This is a genomic window from Anaerobiospirillum succiniciproducens DSM 6400 (assembly GCF_000482845.1).
Taxonomy (GTDB): domain Bacteria; phylum Pseudomonadota; class Gammaproteobacteria; order Enterobacterales; family Succinivibrionaceae; genus Anaerobiospirillum; species Anaerobiospirillum succiniciproducens.
In genome coordinates, this window is the sequence record NZ_AXWV01000006.1 from 77945 (window position 1) to 96009 (window position 18065).

At 43.0% G+C, this 18065-nt stretch carries 9 protein-coding genes; all 9 read right to left on the reverse strand.

The window, feature by feature from the left end; genetic code table 11:
• Positions 1-96: 96 nt before the first annotated feature.
• The gene (locus H524_RS13500) at positions 97-2613 is read right to left on the reverse strand and encodes a DUF8727 domain-containing protein (protein ID WP_052338819.1); all 2517 of its coding nucleotides are present in this window, start codon (positions 2611-2613) and stop codon (positions 97-99) included.
• Positions 2614-2615: 2 nt separating this feature from the next.
• Entirely contained in the window at positions 2616-4682 is a 2067-nt protein-coding gene (locus H524_RS0100785) for a hypothetical protein (protein ID WP_044121155.1), read from the reverse strand.
• Positions 4669-8355, reverse strand: coding sequence for an AAA domain-containing protein (locus H524_RS13505; RefSeq protein ID WP_052338820.1), 3687 nt, complete (start codon positions 8353-8355; stop codon positions 4669-4671). Before H524_RS13505 ends, H524_RS0100785 begins: the two co-directional genes overlap by 14 nt.
• Positions 8345-9757 (reverse strand): protein kinase domain-containing protein, encoded by a 1413-nt coding sequence (locus H524_RS0100795; protein ID WP_027938858.1) that lies wholly within the window; start codon positions 9755-9757, stop codon positions 8345-8347. The genes H524_RS13505 and H524_RS0100795 overlap by 11 nt, the downstream gene beginning before the upstream one ends.
• Before the next feature lie 9 nt (positions 9758-9766).
• Positions 9767-10447: a protein phosphatase 2C domain-containing protein gene (locus H524_RS0100800; RefSeq protein ID WP_027938859.1), complete on the reverse strand. Its 681-nt coding sequence runs from the start codon at positions 10445-10447 to the stop codon at positions 9767-9769.
• Between the two features lie 10 nt (positions 10448-10457).
• Positions 10458-10910: a hypothetical protein gene (locus H524_RS0100805; protein ID WP_027938860.1), complete on the reverse strand. Its 453-nt coding sequence runs from the start codon at positions 10908-10910 to the stop codon at positions 10458-10460.
• Between the two features lie 294 nt (positions 10911-11204).
• Positions 11205-11918, reverse strand: coding sequence for a vWA domain-containing protein (locus tag H524_RS13510; RefSeq protein WP_044121164.1), 714 nt, complete (start codon positions 11916-11918; stop codon positions 11205-11207).
• Positions 11919-12701: 783 nt separating this feature from the next.
• Entirely contained in the window at positions 12702-13649 is a 948-nt protein-coding gene (locus H524_RS0100815; protein WP_027938861.1) for a hypothetical protein, read from the reverse strand.
• Positions 13650-16942: 3293 nt separating this feature from the next.
• Entirely contained in the window at positions 16943-17989 is a 1047-nt protein-coding gene (locus H524_RS13515) for a penicillin-insensitive murein endopeptidase (RefSeq protein ID WP_052338822.1), read from the reverse strand.
• Positions 17990-18065: the final 76 nt, after the last annotated feature.

Consider the following 18065-nt stretch of genomic DNA (forward strand, 5'->3'; position numbering starts at 1 on the left):
CTACTGTCCTAGCACAACGCTAGGACAGAGATTAGCTCATCTTAGTGAAACTCTTAGCGCCTAGCGCTGATGAGCTAATTAACGAGTCACAATAGGCTATTTAGTATTGTCTTGCTCTGCTTTGGCAATGTATTTGGCACTTGCCCACATGAACTGGCCATAACCATGCTTGAGGGCAAAGTTAAAGTCTTCATTTAAGCTTGAGAGGCCATTTTGACTTAAGATTGCAGCAATCTTGTCGAGACTTTGCTTTGCTTGGCCTCGGGTTTCAACACCACGTAGTTTAGGCATGATCTTTTGCACGATTTGATCTTCAAATGCTATGTTCATGGCATCAAGCAGCTCGCTTGAGGTTTCGCCTTTGTTAAGTTTTGCGCGTGCTGCGATCACAGTTGGGTAGTTCATAATGTAGAACTCAATGGACTGCCATACACGATGACCAATAGCGCGACCAACATCTTCAAGATTGTTGTTGATGTTCTCAACAATGCTGCGGAACTCATCCATTTTCTTTTGTTGATCGCCCTCTAAGTCAATCTTGCGCTGTACCCATTCGTTCCATTTTTCCATCTTTAACAGCTTATAGTTTTTATAAGATGATGTGTTGATAACTGGAACGTTCTTGCGACCTTTTAAAGTGAGTGGGCGAGGGAAGTTGATGACGATACCACGGTCGAGCACCTTATCTGATAGAGACTTAGTGGTTTCATCTTGATTCATGGTGCCGGTCCATAAGATATTACGTGACAGTTTTAACTGATAAGGCTTAACACCAGCACCAAGTTTTACCTCGATGGTTGGGAGATTTACCCTTGCGCAGCTACGACGAATCTCAAGCTTACTTAAAAAGTCAGCAAAGTAATGCTCAACGTGTGCGAGGTTCATTTCATCTAAAAGCACTAAGCAAGGCTCTTGGTTAAAAGGATCTTTTTCGGTGCAATTAACCAAGAAGCGTAGCAGAGGTTCAGGCTCAAAGCGATTGTCAATCGAGTTGAAATAGCCAAGCATTGATTCTTGACTATCCCAATTTGGCTGTACAGGGACGGAAATAAAGTTCATGCCACCAAAGAGAGCATAGAGCTTAGGCAGCTCTGATTTACCAGTACCAGAGACACCAGCTAAAACGGTGATGCATGACCAGTCTGAAATTTTAACTGCAGTATGAAATGCATAAAGAATGCGCTTAGGGAATTGAAGTCCCATACTAATACACTTAGACTCGATGCCATGAAGCCACTCAATTTCAGACATGTCTGAAGGATAGTATTCTTCACGTCCTTGATGTAAATTTTGGTCAGAAACCTCACCACTGATCTCAGCAACACGCTCCTCGTAAGTGGAGCGATTGCCTTGTGTTGATAGCAGGCGGTTTAACTTCTCTAAAAGTTGAGAGTTTTCTTTTTCAAGGACTTGATTTAATGCAGCGAGGCTATTTTTTTCGCACTCTAAGGTACTAGCCTTTTTCTCACTTTCTGAAGCATTGCAGGATTTCTCAAGTAACTCTTTTTGCTTGTTCTCAAGATCATGAATGTATTGAACTTTGCGCTGTAGTTCCACGCTCTTGAGATTAAGATCATTTTCAACAGTAGAATCGGGGCGTGTTTGCAGTTCGCTATAGAGCTTAGCATTACGTTCTTCTAGATCAGCGATTCTAGTGGTAATTTGCTCAGGAGTGCCACCAAACTTAGTCTCAAAATCGATGAATCGTTCTAATTGATTTTGCAGCTCTTGACGCTTGTTTTCTTGACGCGTAATTTCACGAGATTGCTCATCAACACGTTCTTGCAGATCTTTAAGGGTGCTATTAAGCACGTTTTGCATGTTCTGCATCACGTCCATAGCTTGTTTATCGAGTTCTTCTGCACGCTTGTCAAGAAGTACTTTATCGCGCTCAATTCTGCGTAACTCTTGAGAGTTCTTGGCCTCTTGTTCGTTGAGTGCTGCCTCACGCAAATCAAGTTCATTGCTGCGCTCTTGAGCCTTTCTAAGAGCGTTCATGCCATTTTCATTGGCACTTTCGTTGAACTTGGCTAAGTCATTTTCTAAGGTGGTACGTAACTTATTTGCTTTGTCATCACTTTGCTCAGTAAAGCGGCGTAAAGCATCTGCAGTGCTTTCACTTAAGCTCTTGTCAAATTCGGCTTTTTGGGAAGTAAGCTTGTTATTTACGTGCTCATCAAAGGCTGATTTTTGGGCATCACTTTTGACTGATAAATGCTCATCAAAAGCATCTTGCTTGGCCATGATCTTAGCGCTTAAGCTTTGATCGTTATCAATAAGGCTCTTGGCTAGGTCTTCAATTTTATCTAAAAGACCAATGCCTAGTTCATGTGCTTTGTCTTCTTTAGCCTGCACGAGTTGTTCGCGCTCGTTGAGTTTAGTCTCACGGTCAGTTACAGAGCTAGAAGCGCTTAGAGTGTTTTGTAAGTCAGAGGACTTGTCGTTTGTCATAATCGAATCCTTGTTGTTAGCAGCAACAGAGCCGGGAGTGAGAGCAGTAACGCTGTCAGAGGCAGTGACATCTGTAGTATTGACATCATCTTGAGTGCCATCATTATTGAGGTCAGTGCATGATGCAGGTTGATTGTTAGTAAAGTCTTTGTCGTCAGCCATGATTACTTTCCAATTAACTTAATGATGTCAATGCACTGGTCGCGTAACTGCCCCATAGTTAGAGCACTTTCAGTGAACTCAGCACTTTGGTTGCCGTGACCGCGTAAGACTAAGATCTTGTCAATAAGGGCAATAAAGTCCTTAGCAATCAGCTTTTTGACAAGCTCCTCATCTTGATTTGCGGCAAATACGAGAGTTTCTGCGCCTAAAGAAGATCTGCCATTGCGTAGGGCCTTGTTAAAGTATTCAATACTTACAGTTTTTAATGAGTCAGGAAGCTCCTTGTCTGTTAAAGAGGCAAGATAATTGAGCGCATCAGAGCGATTGGTAACTTGCATATCTGATAGATGCTTGTTCTCTTGGCTAAGTACTGTCTGCATAATGCGATAGAGAATTTGAGCATACTCATTTAAGTTTGGTAGCTGACTGTCAGACTTATCTGGAGAGATACGAATGAAGTCATTTCTTAGGCCCTCAGATAGTTGGGTAAACAATGCACCACCAAAGGCCTTTGACAAGCTAAGGTTTGCCTGTAGGCGCTCGGAGGATAAATTTGTAGAAATACCTGGTGCTGCTGCACTGCAATTGAGATTGATATTCGGCAGCAACGTTGCAACAACGTTTTTAGTCTTGTTGAAGATTTGTTTTGCATCAACGTTATCTAATGCTATTGCAGACTCTGAGTCGTGACGCACAGGCGCAGCAATTGTAGCTAGTCTTTGAATAAACTTGAGTATGTAAGGATCACTTGCGATGAGTGAGCGCATCGGGCTGTTTTCAGACTGATTAGCTTGAGCAATAGCAAGCGGTAGACATAGCTGCATAGTGGCCATGCCATCCTCAAATAAAGAAGCGATCTTGTTACCATTGAGGCGCTCGAGAAGATGAGTGCTTTTGTCGAGATCTTTAAGACCTAAGCTGTGAGCCATCTGAATAATTAGCGCACCATTATCTTTAGCGTTCTGATTTGTAAGAGTATTTAATAACTCTTCAGATAAGTGCTGTTCTTTGAGCATGTGCAGCAAAGCTTTTTCAACGAGGCTATAACATATTTTTACAACATCAGCTTCGTGAGCCTTCATGAGCTTGCGCTCATCATTAGATGCATCTTCATAAGCTTTATTAGGAAGCTTGCTTTGTGCGTCATAAATAAGGCCATGAATGTCTGCATAAGCAATTTTCTTAGTAGGCTTAGTCTCGTGAGCGCTTTGCTCGTTAAAGCTTGCACTTAAAATGTTTTGACGAATGTGGTCTATAGCCCCATCAAATGTAGCTACATAATCAAAAACAAAATCAATATTCTCACGTAAGCCATCAGAAAACAGGAGTTGATCGGCATTACCATCCTGCACTAAGGCTTTGAAGTGAAAATAAACTGGCTCATTAACATGGCTAGTAATGCTTTTAGTAGCCGATACATTAAAAGGCTTTTTATTAAGCGACCTCAGCTTACGATTAAGCATGGTGATGGTAGCTCTGAGCTTGTGTTCAGGCAGGAGAGCCGGGGCTGGTGTTTTAATATTCTTGTGCGACAGTCTATAGCCAGTTACGTTTACGCTCTTGCCTGCGGTACCAAAGTTCATGGTGAGGCTCTTTTCACTAGTGTTGCTAATACGAGCAAAGTTAGGCTCACCAATTTGAATATATGGCAAGAGCTCACCCGTTGCTTTAATTAAGAAGGCGCGGGCGAGCTCGTATTTAGTGTCCTCTTCACCATCGTGAACTTGATGCTGCTCAATCTTACTTAAACCTTGAGCAGTGAGCTTCATATCCTTATCTAACAGGCCAAGGTGTAGGAGGCGCTGCATAATATTGACGATTAAATCCTCACCTAAACAGGTCAGATTATTGATCTTTGCCGAAGATGAGCCGATACGATTAATGAGTCGTAAAATAGTTAACTCAAAAATATTAAGCTCGGTAATTATCTTAGAGCGCAGCGGGATATGGATATCATAGCTTTGGCACTCAATGAAGACATCATAGGTCTTACCAAGGACTTTAAAATCAGGAAAAAGGCTCTCAAAACTGGTCTGCTCAAAAAGACTGATAACTTTAGGTATTGCCATGAATAACCATGCCTCCATCTAAGCAGAGTTGGTAGAAATTGGCCATAGCAGGCACGCAGTGCTGAGCTAAGGTACACCAGCTGTCGTCGTGGAAAATTTTGCCATCCCCAACCACGATTAAAAGTTTCTTTTGACGGCTCAAAGACACGCATAAAAGGTGATCTGAGATCAAGCGACCATAGAAGCGGTTGCCAATTTTCTCTTTGTACTCAAGTGCCTTTTGATAGTCAGCATCAGAGCAGTCGTGACTTGTGCAAAGATTAAGCAGCTGCTCATCAAATTGAGGAGCATTGCGATGCGTTCTAACCACTGAGAGGAAAATGACATCAAACTCCATTCCTTGGAATGCATCCACGCTGCCAACTTTAACTTTAGAGCCAAGCGAAGCTTGGGAGAGCTTTCTTTCAATGAGATCTTTTTGAGCTCGATAGAAAGTAATCACGCCATAGCTTAGGTCTTTACCCTCCTCAGAGCCGAGGTACTGCTTTACAGTCTTAACGATATAGTCAGCCTCGCACTCGCGCATACGGCTGACGCCGTTGGATGTTTCTTTACCAAAAGAGTTTCGCATGTCTACCCAGCGATATGGCTTATCGCAGAGTTTTTGCACAAAGAAAGACTCATCTAACGGTGATTCAAAGCCTTCGTTGTACTTTTTGTAGAAGTTGTCGTTGACGAAATTACCTAAGGTTGGATGCATTCTGTATTGGGCATCAAGAGTAATGGTACGTTTGATACCATCTTTCTTTTCAAGTTCTTCAAGCTTTTCTTTGATGTACTCGAACATACTGGTGGTAATCACGTCATTGTTAACATCAGATCCCTCTGAACGCATATTCTCGAAGATTTCCTCATCATAAATATGCGGCAGCTGACGGTGATCGCCGACTAGGATGATGCGACGTTTAGCTTGTGTCATCGGAATAATTAGATCACCTGGATTAACACGCGCTGCCTCATCAATAACGACAGTGTTGAATTCAGGATGTTCATCATTTTTGACGTTTTTATAACGTCTAATTTCGCGACCTTCACTTTGCTGAGCAGTAGCGGCAACTGCAAAGGCGTAGTTGCGAATAGTATTGTTGATTTCAACAGGGTTATGCTCAACTTCGTTTAGTAAGTCATAGAGAATCTCGTCGATCTCATTTTGCGGCTTTTTAAGAGCCTTTTTGAGTTCATCATAGACATCTAGAACATTGCTATCGATCTGACAGTCACTATACTGTGGAGGCGGAGTGCACATCTTAATGAGGCTTAATCGGGCCTTGCTTAACTTTTGTAATAAAGCTTCAGTGACATTATCGGCACTACATTGATAAGCCTCGTCTAAGGTGTCTAAGATAAATTTATGATTAGGATTGCCTTTGGCATTGAGCCTAGATTGAAGATCATCAAAAGCATATAAAGCTCGTCTTGGGCCATCGTCTAAAAAGCCCTCTTTGGTGGTGCGAATGGAGCGTATAGTTCGCAAAAGAGAGTCATTGCCTAAGCTATCTTTGAGCTTAAAGTCTAAGATAAGCGCGGTGATCTTTTTATTGAGTTCATGCTCTACGCAAATGCTCTTGGCAAAGTCTAAAAAGGCAATAGCTTTAGCCTCAGTTGGTGAGACTATGTACTCATTACGTAACTTGCCGAGGGTAACAAGCTCCTCAGGCTCATTGAGCTGCGGATTTTTCTCCTTAAGACGCTGCATAAAGTCTTCACGCCAAGCGTCGATCTTCTCTTCTTCAGAAATATCTTCACTACCTTGACGGCCTAATTTTGGAGTAGGCATAGAGTTAATCATCAATCTTTCAATTACGTTGCGTACAGCATCGTGTTGGAAGCTTGAGATTAGAACTTGAGCATTTTCATACACACGCTTATCGCTAATTTCATTGAGACGCTCGATAATGGCGGTAATGACGGTCGTCTTACCAGTGCCTGGAGGTCCTTGAATCAGAGCAATATCTGGAGTATTCAGCGCAATAGCTATAGCATCCTTTTGTCTTTGTCGAGGTTGTCTTTGTTTAAACACCTTGTCAATGACTAAAGGAGAAGTTGGCTCAATATGGGATTTTTGCGCCGCTTTTAGATCAATAGTTGGGGTACGTCCCTCAATGAGCAAGCCTAGGCTAGGGTTCGCAGCTTGACCGGAGGCAATACGCTCACGGGCCGTTTGGCGGCGATAGATCTGCTCATAATAACCATCGATAGCAAGACTTGCCTTCAGACGAGGTAAAGACTGACCGTCTGCATTGCTAAGCAACCAAGAACCGTCATGAGACTTTTGTTTGATATCAAATAAAATGCGATTTGGTTTTACCTTAGACTCTTTGAGTTCTTTTGCATGCTCATTGTATTGAGTAAAGGTCATCTTAGGATCGCTTAGATAAACCGGAACTTCACTTGCAAAAGAAAGCTGATCTCCTACAGAAATATATTTGAGCTGCTCATTGCTTAAGTCTTTTGGATAGACACGAATGGTATTGTTGCTTTCCACAGCAATATTGTTGTGATTAAATTCGATGAGGCCAATATTACGTGCTCTTTGTAAGAGAAAGTCACCCTCAATGGACGTATACTTATCCCAAACACTCAAGTAACCTTTAGTATTTTTAAGATCACTAATTAAAGAGTCACTATAGGCCTGAGCCATAGTGGTAAAGGTAATATTGCCAAAAATAAGGCCCATTTTAGGCACTAAGGCCATTCTAGGGTCGAGTTCATAGGCTGTATACAAAGGTCTCTGTACGCTGCCCATGTTCTTAATTTTGAGCGCAAAATCCTTACCAAAGAGCATGAGATCATCACTAGCATCTGAACAAGCTGGCTCGTCATTTAAAAGGGCATCTAGCTCAGTGCTATCAGATTTGACTTCATCTGTGACACTAGATGCACTAACATATTGCTCATCAAGCTCATCTGCAGTAACAAAGTCATCCTCAGTAAGGGCATTTAAACCACCAGATGTGGACGCAATATTATGTTGCTCCTCAGCTTGGTTTGCTTGAGCACTCTTTGCCTGCTCATTATCATTGCTTGGAGCAGCTGCCTTTGCTTGTGCCTCATCATTGCTTACAGCAGAGGCCTGTGCATGACCCTCATCATTGCTTACTGCAGTGGCCTGTGCCTGCCCCTCAGTTTGGCTCCCATTAGCGACCTCATTTTTATTGAGATTTGGAGCTTGCGTCTTTACCTTAGGCTTGTTGCTATCCTTAGCAATGAATGAATAGGCATAGCACAGAGTATTGCCATCATTTAAACCAAAGTTGCTCTTAAGGTTGCTATCAATGGCTGTCTCACAAGCTAAACGCTTTTTAATCAGGACTTTCTTTACCTTATCGTCAATAACGATTTTTAAATTATTTACCCTTTCTGTGGTGTAGAAGAAGGCAATGTGTAAGAAGAAGAGATTTTCTTCTTTTTGATAGCTTAAGATACTGGCTAGGTTATATGGATACTGATAGAGCATGTCTGCTAGCTTTGTAGCATCCTGCTCATTGCTTACTTTAAAGTGAATAACACCATCCGTAGTAATCATGCTGAAATTATTAACGGATGTAATTTTAATGTGACCATCCTTGCTTTTAATGCTCTCATCGGTAAAGAGCTGACAGCTGAGGCTGTTGATGGTCATTTGCTCATGAGTACGAAGATCTTTAATCGCAGTGTATAAATTATTGGCCATGGATAGAAACCTCGATGATGATGTCGCTACCACTATCAGTGCTTAAAGCGATTTTGCTGTCGTATGAAGGGATCTCTTGTGAGCCATAGATAAGTTCTTTACGGCTGCCATCATGGGTAATTAAAGACAAGCTATCTTTACCTAGATCAAGGTTTGAAATTACATAGCTATCTTTGAGACATGTAAGCGTGAATAGAGTCTCGTCGCTATTAGATGGTCTAGGACCGCTAATAAGACGCTTAGGAACGTTAAATTCTTTATCAAGTGCAAAGTCTTTAGACAGGCAATAGATTTCTTTGCCATCTCGTGTCGCCCGCACTGTAATGTAATGTGCCTGAGTGTCGCACCATGGGCATGTTTCTATGCGTGCATCAAAGTGCATGGAACAGTGTTTACAAGTTACTAAGTGGTCTAAAAATTCACTTAATGCGTAATACCACTGACAAGTAGTTGGTCGTAAACGTGGCATTTTGCGGCCAGTTTCACTAAAGGTTTTCTCAAATAGCGCTAAGAGCTCTTGTGAAGCGATCATGTCTTTGGCAATGGTAAAGCCTTTATTAGACACATTGCTTGGATCATCCTCATCAAAGATCCATGGTAATAAACCGCTATAGGCTTTAGTATCGAGATCATCTACAAAGTCATCATCGTCACCAGGCTCACACAAGGCACCTTTAAATGGATGGTTACAATAGATATCTTGAAATAAAGATATGGCAAAGGAGTAGCAATCAGAGTACAAGGAGCAGACGCAGTTTGGAGAGACGACTTCAGGAGCCGCAAATTCCTCAGTAAATACAACCTCAGAGGTGATTGCTTCGGCAAAGGATAAGTTGTCGGCATCAATAAGCCACACAATCTCATCTGATCCTTGATCAGAAATAAAACAGTTGCGACCAGAAAAGTCGCAATAGACAAGGCCAAGTGAGTGGATATGGGCTAAGATTCTGGCTGCTTTTTGATAGGCAGCAATACGACGACGTAAACCACCTGTGGCAATATAGCCTGCTACAAAATCGGCAAAATCGTTATTACCAGCAGAGCGCATTTCATTTAGCCAAGGGTTGGAGAGTTTTGAGTCCTCATCAGTTGGGCTAAAGGCCGTAGCAAACTCTTGCATATCATCGAGTAATGACATGACATAGCCATGAGCGTCTTTGAGCTCGGATAATGGCAAGGTTAAATTTACTCCCTGAGGAATAGGGAGCAAGCGTAAGTCAGCAAATCGGCTATTAAGCTCATCAAAGTTTTGCTGCTTTTTACATTCCTTGGCATGAATGATTTTGACAGCAAGAAAAGACTTTTGGGTTCGGTATACAGTACCTTGACCACCGGCTTGTCCTAACTGTTTAGTTATATAGTGGGTAAAGCCACTGATATCTTCGTATTGTTGCGTTGCCAAAATGAGCTCCTATAGACCAATACAGTAGGCGATAGTCTTATCGTCTGAGCCAGGCCAATCACTTAGCCATGAGTTGATATCTGAGGCAATCTCAGCTTGAGGCATGCAGCTATAGCCCTTTAAGAACTCATCAGTAAATTGCTTGAGTATATCGTCGCTCATATCATTAATGGTGATGCCGTCACTGCAAAGGATGGCACCGTGCACATCTACTCCGCTGCGCTCAATGAAGTTTACTTCTTTGAGATCTAACACCTCAGTTAAACAGAAAGTCTCATTGGCAAAGAGACCTTCTTTGTCATCTTTTAAAAGTACAATTTCGTCGCTAAGTTGCACGCTCAAAAAGCCATCACCAAGGCGAGCCCCAAAGACACGATCGTGATATTTGACGACAAAGAGCATGGTGGCATAACAGTAACGAATATTGTGAAGTAGTAAATATTTACGCCACATCTGATGGGCTTTTGTGACAAAGTCTTCACATGAAATGGTCATCAGCTCATCTTCAAGGGCGATTGCAAGCTTAACAATAGACTCACAAATCCTTTGAGAGCCTGATTTGGAGTCCGTTAAGCTACCTAAACCATCTGAAAGTGCGATAATAAAGCCTTCTTTGAGTTCACTGCACATAAAGCTATCTTGGTTTTGAGAGTGATAGCTGCCTTTAAGTGATATGCCGTCAATAACCATCGCGTTGGCTCTACTGAGAATTATTTAAAAAAAGATCATGTGCGCACATTAAGCCATCTACAGCTTCATAGACACGCTCTTTTCCTAGTGCTTGTTTTGCATAGATATCGTTTGCATCAGCACCGATGAGAACTATGGATAGGGACTTATGAGTAGCTAAATGCGCTAGCGCATCTTGGTCATTTTTCTCAAATATGCCATCAGTAAGGATAATAATGTAGCTATCGGTATGTTCTTTAACAAAGCTTACTAATGGGCCAAAGTCTGGCTTGCTCTTGCTTAAAGATTTTCCGGGAAATTTTTCAATAGCATTAGACCAAGAGAGAACAGTACGCTCAGTAGATGGATAATGACTCTTGGTAAAGCCGTCAATGGATTTAGCTATGTATATTGAGGCAGCTCTTTTACCTTCTTCATACATGCTGCCTGAGCTATCGATGATGACGTAAAGATGTTGCGACATCGGCTAATCCTTATATTAAAAGTGCCGTCTAATGCTCACTTAAGAGCACAGACAGCATGCACTACGTATAAGTAACAACTAAACAGGTCTAAAATATAAGCTGACACTTATCAAGGCCAAAGAAGCCGTTAACATAAGTGCTGAACCCCGTATAAAAGATGTGTCCTTAAACAAATTTAGAGAACAGCAAATTGCGTCAGAACATGGCAACATGAAATCGCTTTTGCTAAGAGCCGATGGTCAAAAGCGAGCTTGTGCGCATGGTATAAACGCAGTCTAGTTTAAGCCTAAGTATTAGTACTCGTCGCTGAAGATTACATCCTGATCGCTAGCTGCAGGGGCTTTATCTGAATCAGCGGCATCTGCAGCAGCCTTGGTTGCAAAAGCATTTGGATTTGGGGAATCAGCACGCTTAGTGACTGACATAGAAAGGGTATTGAAAGCATTTACAATGTCACTAGCCTTATCTGCGTATAACATATTTGCCTCATCACTGCAGAAAGACTTTAATAAAGTGGTATCTGCAGTGCTACCAATAGCTACGGCAAAGCACTGGCACTTTGCAGAACGCCCTTCATGTAAGAAGTCGTGGATAGGTTGACTAGTTTCGTCAGTAGGAACACCATCAGAGAGTAAAACAACCGCTGGACGATAGATATTAGATGGAGTCTTATCCCTGTCCTCAATGATTTCCTTGGCAAGCTGAATGGCTGCACCCATTGGAGTCATGCCAGATGCTTCAAACTTTGGAATGACAGTTTCAACTAGTTTTTTCACTGGAGTGTAAGGTAAATACAGCTCAGCGCCCTTAGCGCCGAAAGTAATGATGGAAATGCAGATTTCAATGTCATTAACACGAGCGTCATAGCAGGCCTGAACCATGTTGGTTACAGCTAAATGCAGAGCTTTAATTTTTTCGCCTTTCATAGAAATACTGACGTCTAAAAGAAGCAGTACAGGAAGCTTCTTTGGTTCGGATTTTTTAAATAAACTTGGATCAAATGCCATATCAACCTCTTGAAAGTTTGCAGGCTTAAAGCGCACGAAAGAGCAAGCAATCTTTCTAAAATATGAAAACAAGTCGCAAACAAATGCGAAGTACTCGATGGATCAAAAATATATCCTATCAAAAGTATACTTAAGTTTACTCTCAAACCATCATAGTCACAACAAATGGTCTAAACAAAAAGTGTGTCTTATGACAAGTTTTTAACAAAAAAAGCGCAAGCTACAATGGTTCATTACTATCATAAATGCCTTAAATAAAGAGATTGTTAAGGCTTGGTTACACTGCCAACACGGCACCAAAAAATTATACTGATGCATGACTACGCTGCAGACAAAGTAGGCCAAAACTAACTTATGAGATATGACCATGAGCGGGCGCTAAGGAGAGGCCTCTTGAAAGGTATGTAGTCAGAGCAGGCTGTAGGCAATAACACCGCAAGAGAATGCCCCATATCTTAGAGGGAACCGTTGGATAATGGCAGCTATAAGAGCAGCATAGGCTCATACCAATAGCTCATTGCCAATAGGATGGTTGCTTAATAAGGAAATATAGCAAAACTGAAAGAAAGGTCCTGAGAGAATAGCTAGCTACTAATGATAATGTTGGCCTACTTATGACAATTGCGCCTTATAAATGAAAGGCAGCCTAATCAAGAAAAGGGTACAAGGGGCGGGTGGAGCAAAGGTGGGCGGCACAAATGAAAATGGCCAGAAAAACTGGCCATTGTGTGTACTATGTGGCTGCCTAAAAATTCATGCTCAAGGCAGCGTGTAAGATTCTTATCAGAACAGCGAAGCTGACTGAGCGGTGCTACGACCAAGGATTTGCATCATGGCCATATCAGAGCGGAAAGTATCATCTAAGCTGCGATCTAAGGTGCGCTCTTGTAGCGAAGCACCAGCCTCTAAAGCTAAGCTGTTGCCTAAGTCACTATCAGAGTGACGTAAGAGATAGTTGTAATCCTTAGATTGCAGAGCAGCTGGGTTTACTTTAGCCATTTCGATGGTGGAGCTGAGCTTTTCAGAAAGCTGAGCACCAGTCATAGAGCTAGCACCAAAGTATTCAGTTGCCATCTTGCCATGTGGGCCGTCTTCGTTGCCAAAGACCATAACATTAACAAAGGAGTTCTTCTCGCTGTCAGAGGCATTTAAGTCACTCAGTAAAGAGCGCATGCCCTCTGGGAGCATTGAGGTGAAATCCATTACCTTGTTCTCAAGGTTTACAACTGCAGCAGGGTCTTGCTTTAAAGTGCCACTAGCGTTAGCAGCGGCAAGTTCTTTAGCTGACTCAATAGCACCGATAATCTGAGCAGCCTGAGTAGCTGCAGTATCAGGGGCACCAATGTTCAGGCTATTGGCAACACCGCTGTAACCATTGGTGTTGGAGGTTGATAAGAAGCCTGCAGTACCTAACAGAGCATCGGCTTCAGCAGCTGAAATGCCGAAGTTGTTCTGAGCTTGAGCTAGTACACGGGCAAAATGATCGCCATTATTGCCGAAAGTGCCAATATTTGCACCCTTGGCAATATTAGAGCGGCCAGTTGCTGCCGTCTCCAGTGCTACTGGATTAACAGTCTGCTGACGTACGCCTTGTACTTGCTCGATCTCACCTGCGTTGCTGAGCATGGCAGCAAACACACCAGCGTTACGTGGGTCAGCGCTCTTATTAGTAGCGCTAGATTGGTAACCGTATGCAACCTGTGTGGTGTGAGATACGTTGCTAATGGACATAAATAGCTCCTTCCAAGCAGGGAAGAAAATATCTGAGAGGCCTTGGCTTTCTCAGTAAGCCTTAAGTAAAACTCAAGACTTATTAAAACTTAAATTGCTAAAGCACTCAGAAAAGTTATGCTTGGCACAAACTAAAGTGCAGCTAATGTGCCAAAAATTCACAGGCACAAAGTAAATTACATCTTTTTGAATTTTCTAGCTACAACTTTCCTTTACTTAAGCCATTTATAGGCCAACTTTGCAAGGGCGTAAAAGCCATCAAATACCGCTCATTCTAGATACACACCATGCTGCCTTTGCCACCTTGGCCATAAGCTGCCCCCAAAGACTCATACTTAACAGGCAAGATAGCCAAACGCTCAGCCTCGATTGGCAAGCTATCAAGGCACTACCGCCAGGCTCAGACACAAATAAGCAACAAGACTAAGCCTCCAACAGACTAAGCCCCCAATAATCGCCATTGCCGATCCCATAAATCCAAGCCTAGCTTTATCCAATCGCAATAGCCGCACAAGATAACAAGACTATGCCTTCATGCGCTAAGCTCAATAACAATACAGCGACTGTCTACCATGGCCATAGCCATTGACTCAAGATAGTAGCCATTGCAGCGCCCGCTCCTGTACAAATGCTATTGCCAGACAGAGCATTCCCAGAGCACTTTGCCGCCATAGACAGGCAAGGGCGACTCACCTAAAGCTTTAGCAAAGCCCTTTGCCATAGTAGCCATGCACGCCGGCGATCCACACTCTGCTCAAGGTACCGTAGCGCCTCAAAGATCATATATAAGAGCTTTAGAGGTAAGATCTTGCCGCTAACATAAGGGTAAGCCTGCCGTCATTGCCGCGATCACAATTAAGATCTCAGCTTAGATCGCTACACCAATATAGACATTGCACCTCAAGATCTGCAAAACACCTCAAAGCTCATCATTAGCAGCTTTAAAGGCTCTAAAAGACCAGCTCATGCCTTCTAAGACTTTGAGCCAATATCCTTATACAAACTTATCATCTAAACGTAGCACAAGAAATACGTACACGACGCAGCAATAAGCCTCCACTAAGGCTCTAGGATTGCCATCTTTGCCTTCATAACCACCGATGCAGTTTTGCCGCATTTTATCGAGCAGGCATGTACGTAAGATAGGAATAATCCTTGGCCCTGAGAGCGCAAATCTATGCTAGGTGAGCACACTCTCATCAGCATCAGCATCAGCATCTGCATCAGCATCAGCATCAGCATTAGCACCAGGCCTAACAGCAGAGCATACCCACGAAGATCGCATCTAAGATTAAGTATTGCCGCATAAAAGCATGAGCTCACAGAGTCATGCACAACAATATACCCATGAGTCGATGCTGCATAGAAATAAGTATTGCCGCTACCAAAGGTATTGCTCAAGAGCTGTTGAGATCTTCAACTAAGTTAGTCTTTGCCTCGAGATCTTGCCACAAATTACTTAAGACATTGCCCATGATCTTGGTGCCAGTTAGTTCAAAGCCTCGGAGATCTTGCAGTTTTAACCAACAGCCATGATCCTGCAGTTGCAGTCATATGCTCTAAAACGAGATCGCCGCTCGTTGCCGCTTTTGCCGCCCGCCCCAATACATCAGCTCGACAAGCACTGAGATCTTAAATTTGCCAAGCCTTAGTCTGTATGATCCTATGGCCATGATCCAGAGCCATGATCTTGCCGCTTTGAGCGGGTCACTATGATGCTAGACAATTACCATTGCCGCATGAACTTCTTACCGTGATCTTGCCGCTGTTGACCCAAAAACCACGATCCCACAGTTACGCCCGCCCACTCTAAAAATAAGATCGTCGCACCTTGCCGCATTTGCCGTTAACGTAAATCTAGCATCCAGATAGGCGCTGAGATCTCTATATAAGCTGCGCACTAAACGCTGTGATCCCGTGGCTTTACTCAGCCTAAATCTAGCGCCCACCTAGGTTCTGTGATCTCTATATAAGCTACGCACTAAGTGCTGTTGATCCTCTCGATTTGAGCCGGCTGCTATGATCTTGCATCTTTGATCTTTTTGCTAGTTACTTCGTTGCCACAGTGTTCTTGCCGTATTAGAGCCAAATGCGTTGTTCCATCTATATAGTTTGCCATTTGTAACAATATAAGATCACAGCTTTGCTATATAGATTGGCATTGCAACAACATAAGATCACGGCTGTGCTGTCTGTGCTGCCTATATAAGATCGCAGGAAGATGCAGTTTCTACCATGAGTCAAATATATAGTCTCGATAGGCTCTGAACTCTTGGCACTGATTCAAAGATATAAGATCGCAGCTTGGCTATATAGATTGCCGTTGGTACAGCATAAGATCACAGCTGTGCTATCTGTACTGCCTATATAAGATCGCGGCTAAATGCAGTCTGTACCATGCGCCAAATATATAGTCTCGAAATGCACTGAGCTCTTTAAAAAAGATCGTCAAATGAGCTATCTCATTGCCCAAGACTCTGATGCCATGATCTTGGAGCGTCTAATCTAACTGCCACGATCCATCATCCCATGTACCCTTGGTTTAAAAACAAGATCACAGCCATGTGCCGTACTTGTTGCCAGCCTTGTCTATCGCTTTGATAAGAACTGAGATCTCCATACGAGTTAGCACATTGCCACCATAGTAGTGCTGTTTCGCAATAGCTTATTGCCGCCGAATAAAGAGGTTTTCAGTAGCTGATTAGATTAATGGCCATGATCTCTTTGCTAGGCAGTCTCACCAGCAAAAAAGATCGTGGCCTTGGCAAGGTACGACTTTGCCGCATCACGAGAGACCAACCACTTTGTTTATAGCGGCGATGAATGCATACGCCTCTATCCGCAGGACTTATGCTTCTAATCTATAGAGCTGATAAATGCATAGGCTTCTAGCCTCAGGCTTTATGCTTCATATTTACAGTGGAGGTAAGGCATAAGCATCTAGCCTCAAGCTCAATGCTTATATTTATAGTTGAGGAGAGGGCATAAGCATCTAGCCTCAAGCTCAATGCTTATATTTATAGTTGAGGAGAGGGCATAAGCATCTAGCCTCAAGCTCGATGCTTATATTTATAGTGGAGAAGAGAACATAAGCCTCTAGCATCAGGCTTTATGCTTTATATTTACAGTGAAGGTAAGACATAAGCATCTAGCCTCAAGCCTTATGCTTCATATTTATAGTGGTGGTGGAAGCATAAGCCTCTAGCCTCGAGCTTAAGCCTAAAGTGCCTTGCGTTATGTGCCTGGCTTTATGCTTTATGCTTCGGGCTATTGGCTATAGCTGAGGCTTTAGCTTAGGCATCAGGAATGTCAGTAATACCAGCTTGCACGAGCTTACACTGAGCTGGTGGTTGAGGGCGCTCCTTGCGCACGGCTGTCTTTTTAGTGGCGCTTGGTGGAGGCGGATTGAGCCAAGAGTCGACCTCATAGCCACAGCCAGTGCCGGCAGGGACTTGAGCTTGGGTAACACAATTTGGGCTATCTGATGGGCACTTGAGGCGCACATGCATATGGGCCTGATGACCAAACCAAGGACGCAGCTTAGTTAAAAAGCCATTGTTTGGTTTTTGCTCGTAGACACGGCACATGTGCTTTTTAATCATTGGGGCGACAAAGATGCGATCGACACGTGGGTCAGAGGCTGCTGCTTTAATATACAGCTCAATGGATTTAGTGAAGGTACTCTGAATCTGATGACCTTTGACGATATAGACATCCTCAGGATTAATTAGCTCTTGTTCACTCTTACGTGGCAGAGCAAAGTCAAAAGGCAAGTCGACATCGATACCGGTGTTATGCGAGGCATGAGCTGACCTAAGTCCATAAGTACCACCATAACGTAAGGACAAATCACCAATTAACAAAGGTGGCAGACCAAGATTTGAGCTTCGTTCACTTAAGTCATGTAGGTATTGCACCATAAGCGGGTGAGCAAAGTTACGTGGGCCGCGACGCTGTACTTGATAGTCTTGGTCTTTATCTGAAAACTCAGCGGCATTAGCAATACAACCCGCCGAGGTAGTGCCGTAGATACGGCTTTTAGAGCCACGATAAGGGGTAAAGTGCGAATCAAGCTCATAACCTTGAGCTTGAGCCTCTTTATAAGCAAGCTCATAGCTTGCAAAGTCAGAGTGGCGTGAGTGTGGTTTAGCTGCTGCTACTTGAGGTGCTTTTACAGGTTGAGAAGCATTTACGGGGCTATTTGCTTTAGCCTGTGCTGCCATGTGCTCAGTGGCAGTGGCCTTAGAAGTATTGTCATTTGAAGATGAGCAAGCGGCTAAAGAAGCGCTCAAGAGCAAGCATGAGGCTAAGGTGGTAAGAGTACGATATGGTTTGGTCATAGCTAAAAACCGGCAAGATTAAGAACGATCAAATAAGATCATGTCATTAGTATACAAGTAATGCAAACCATCAAGC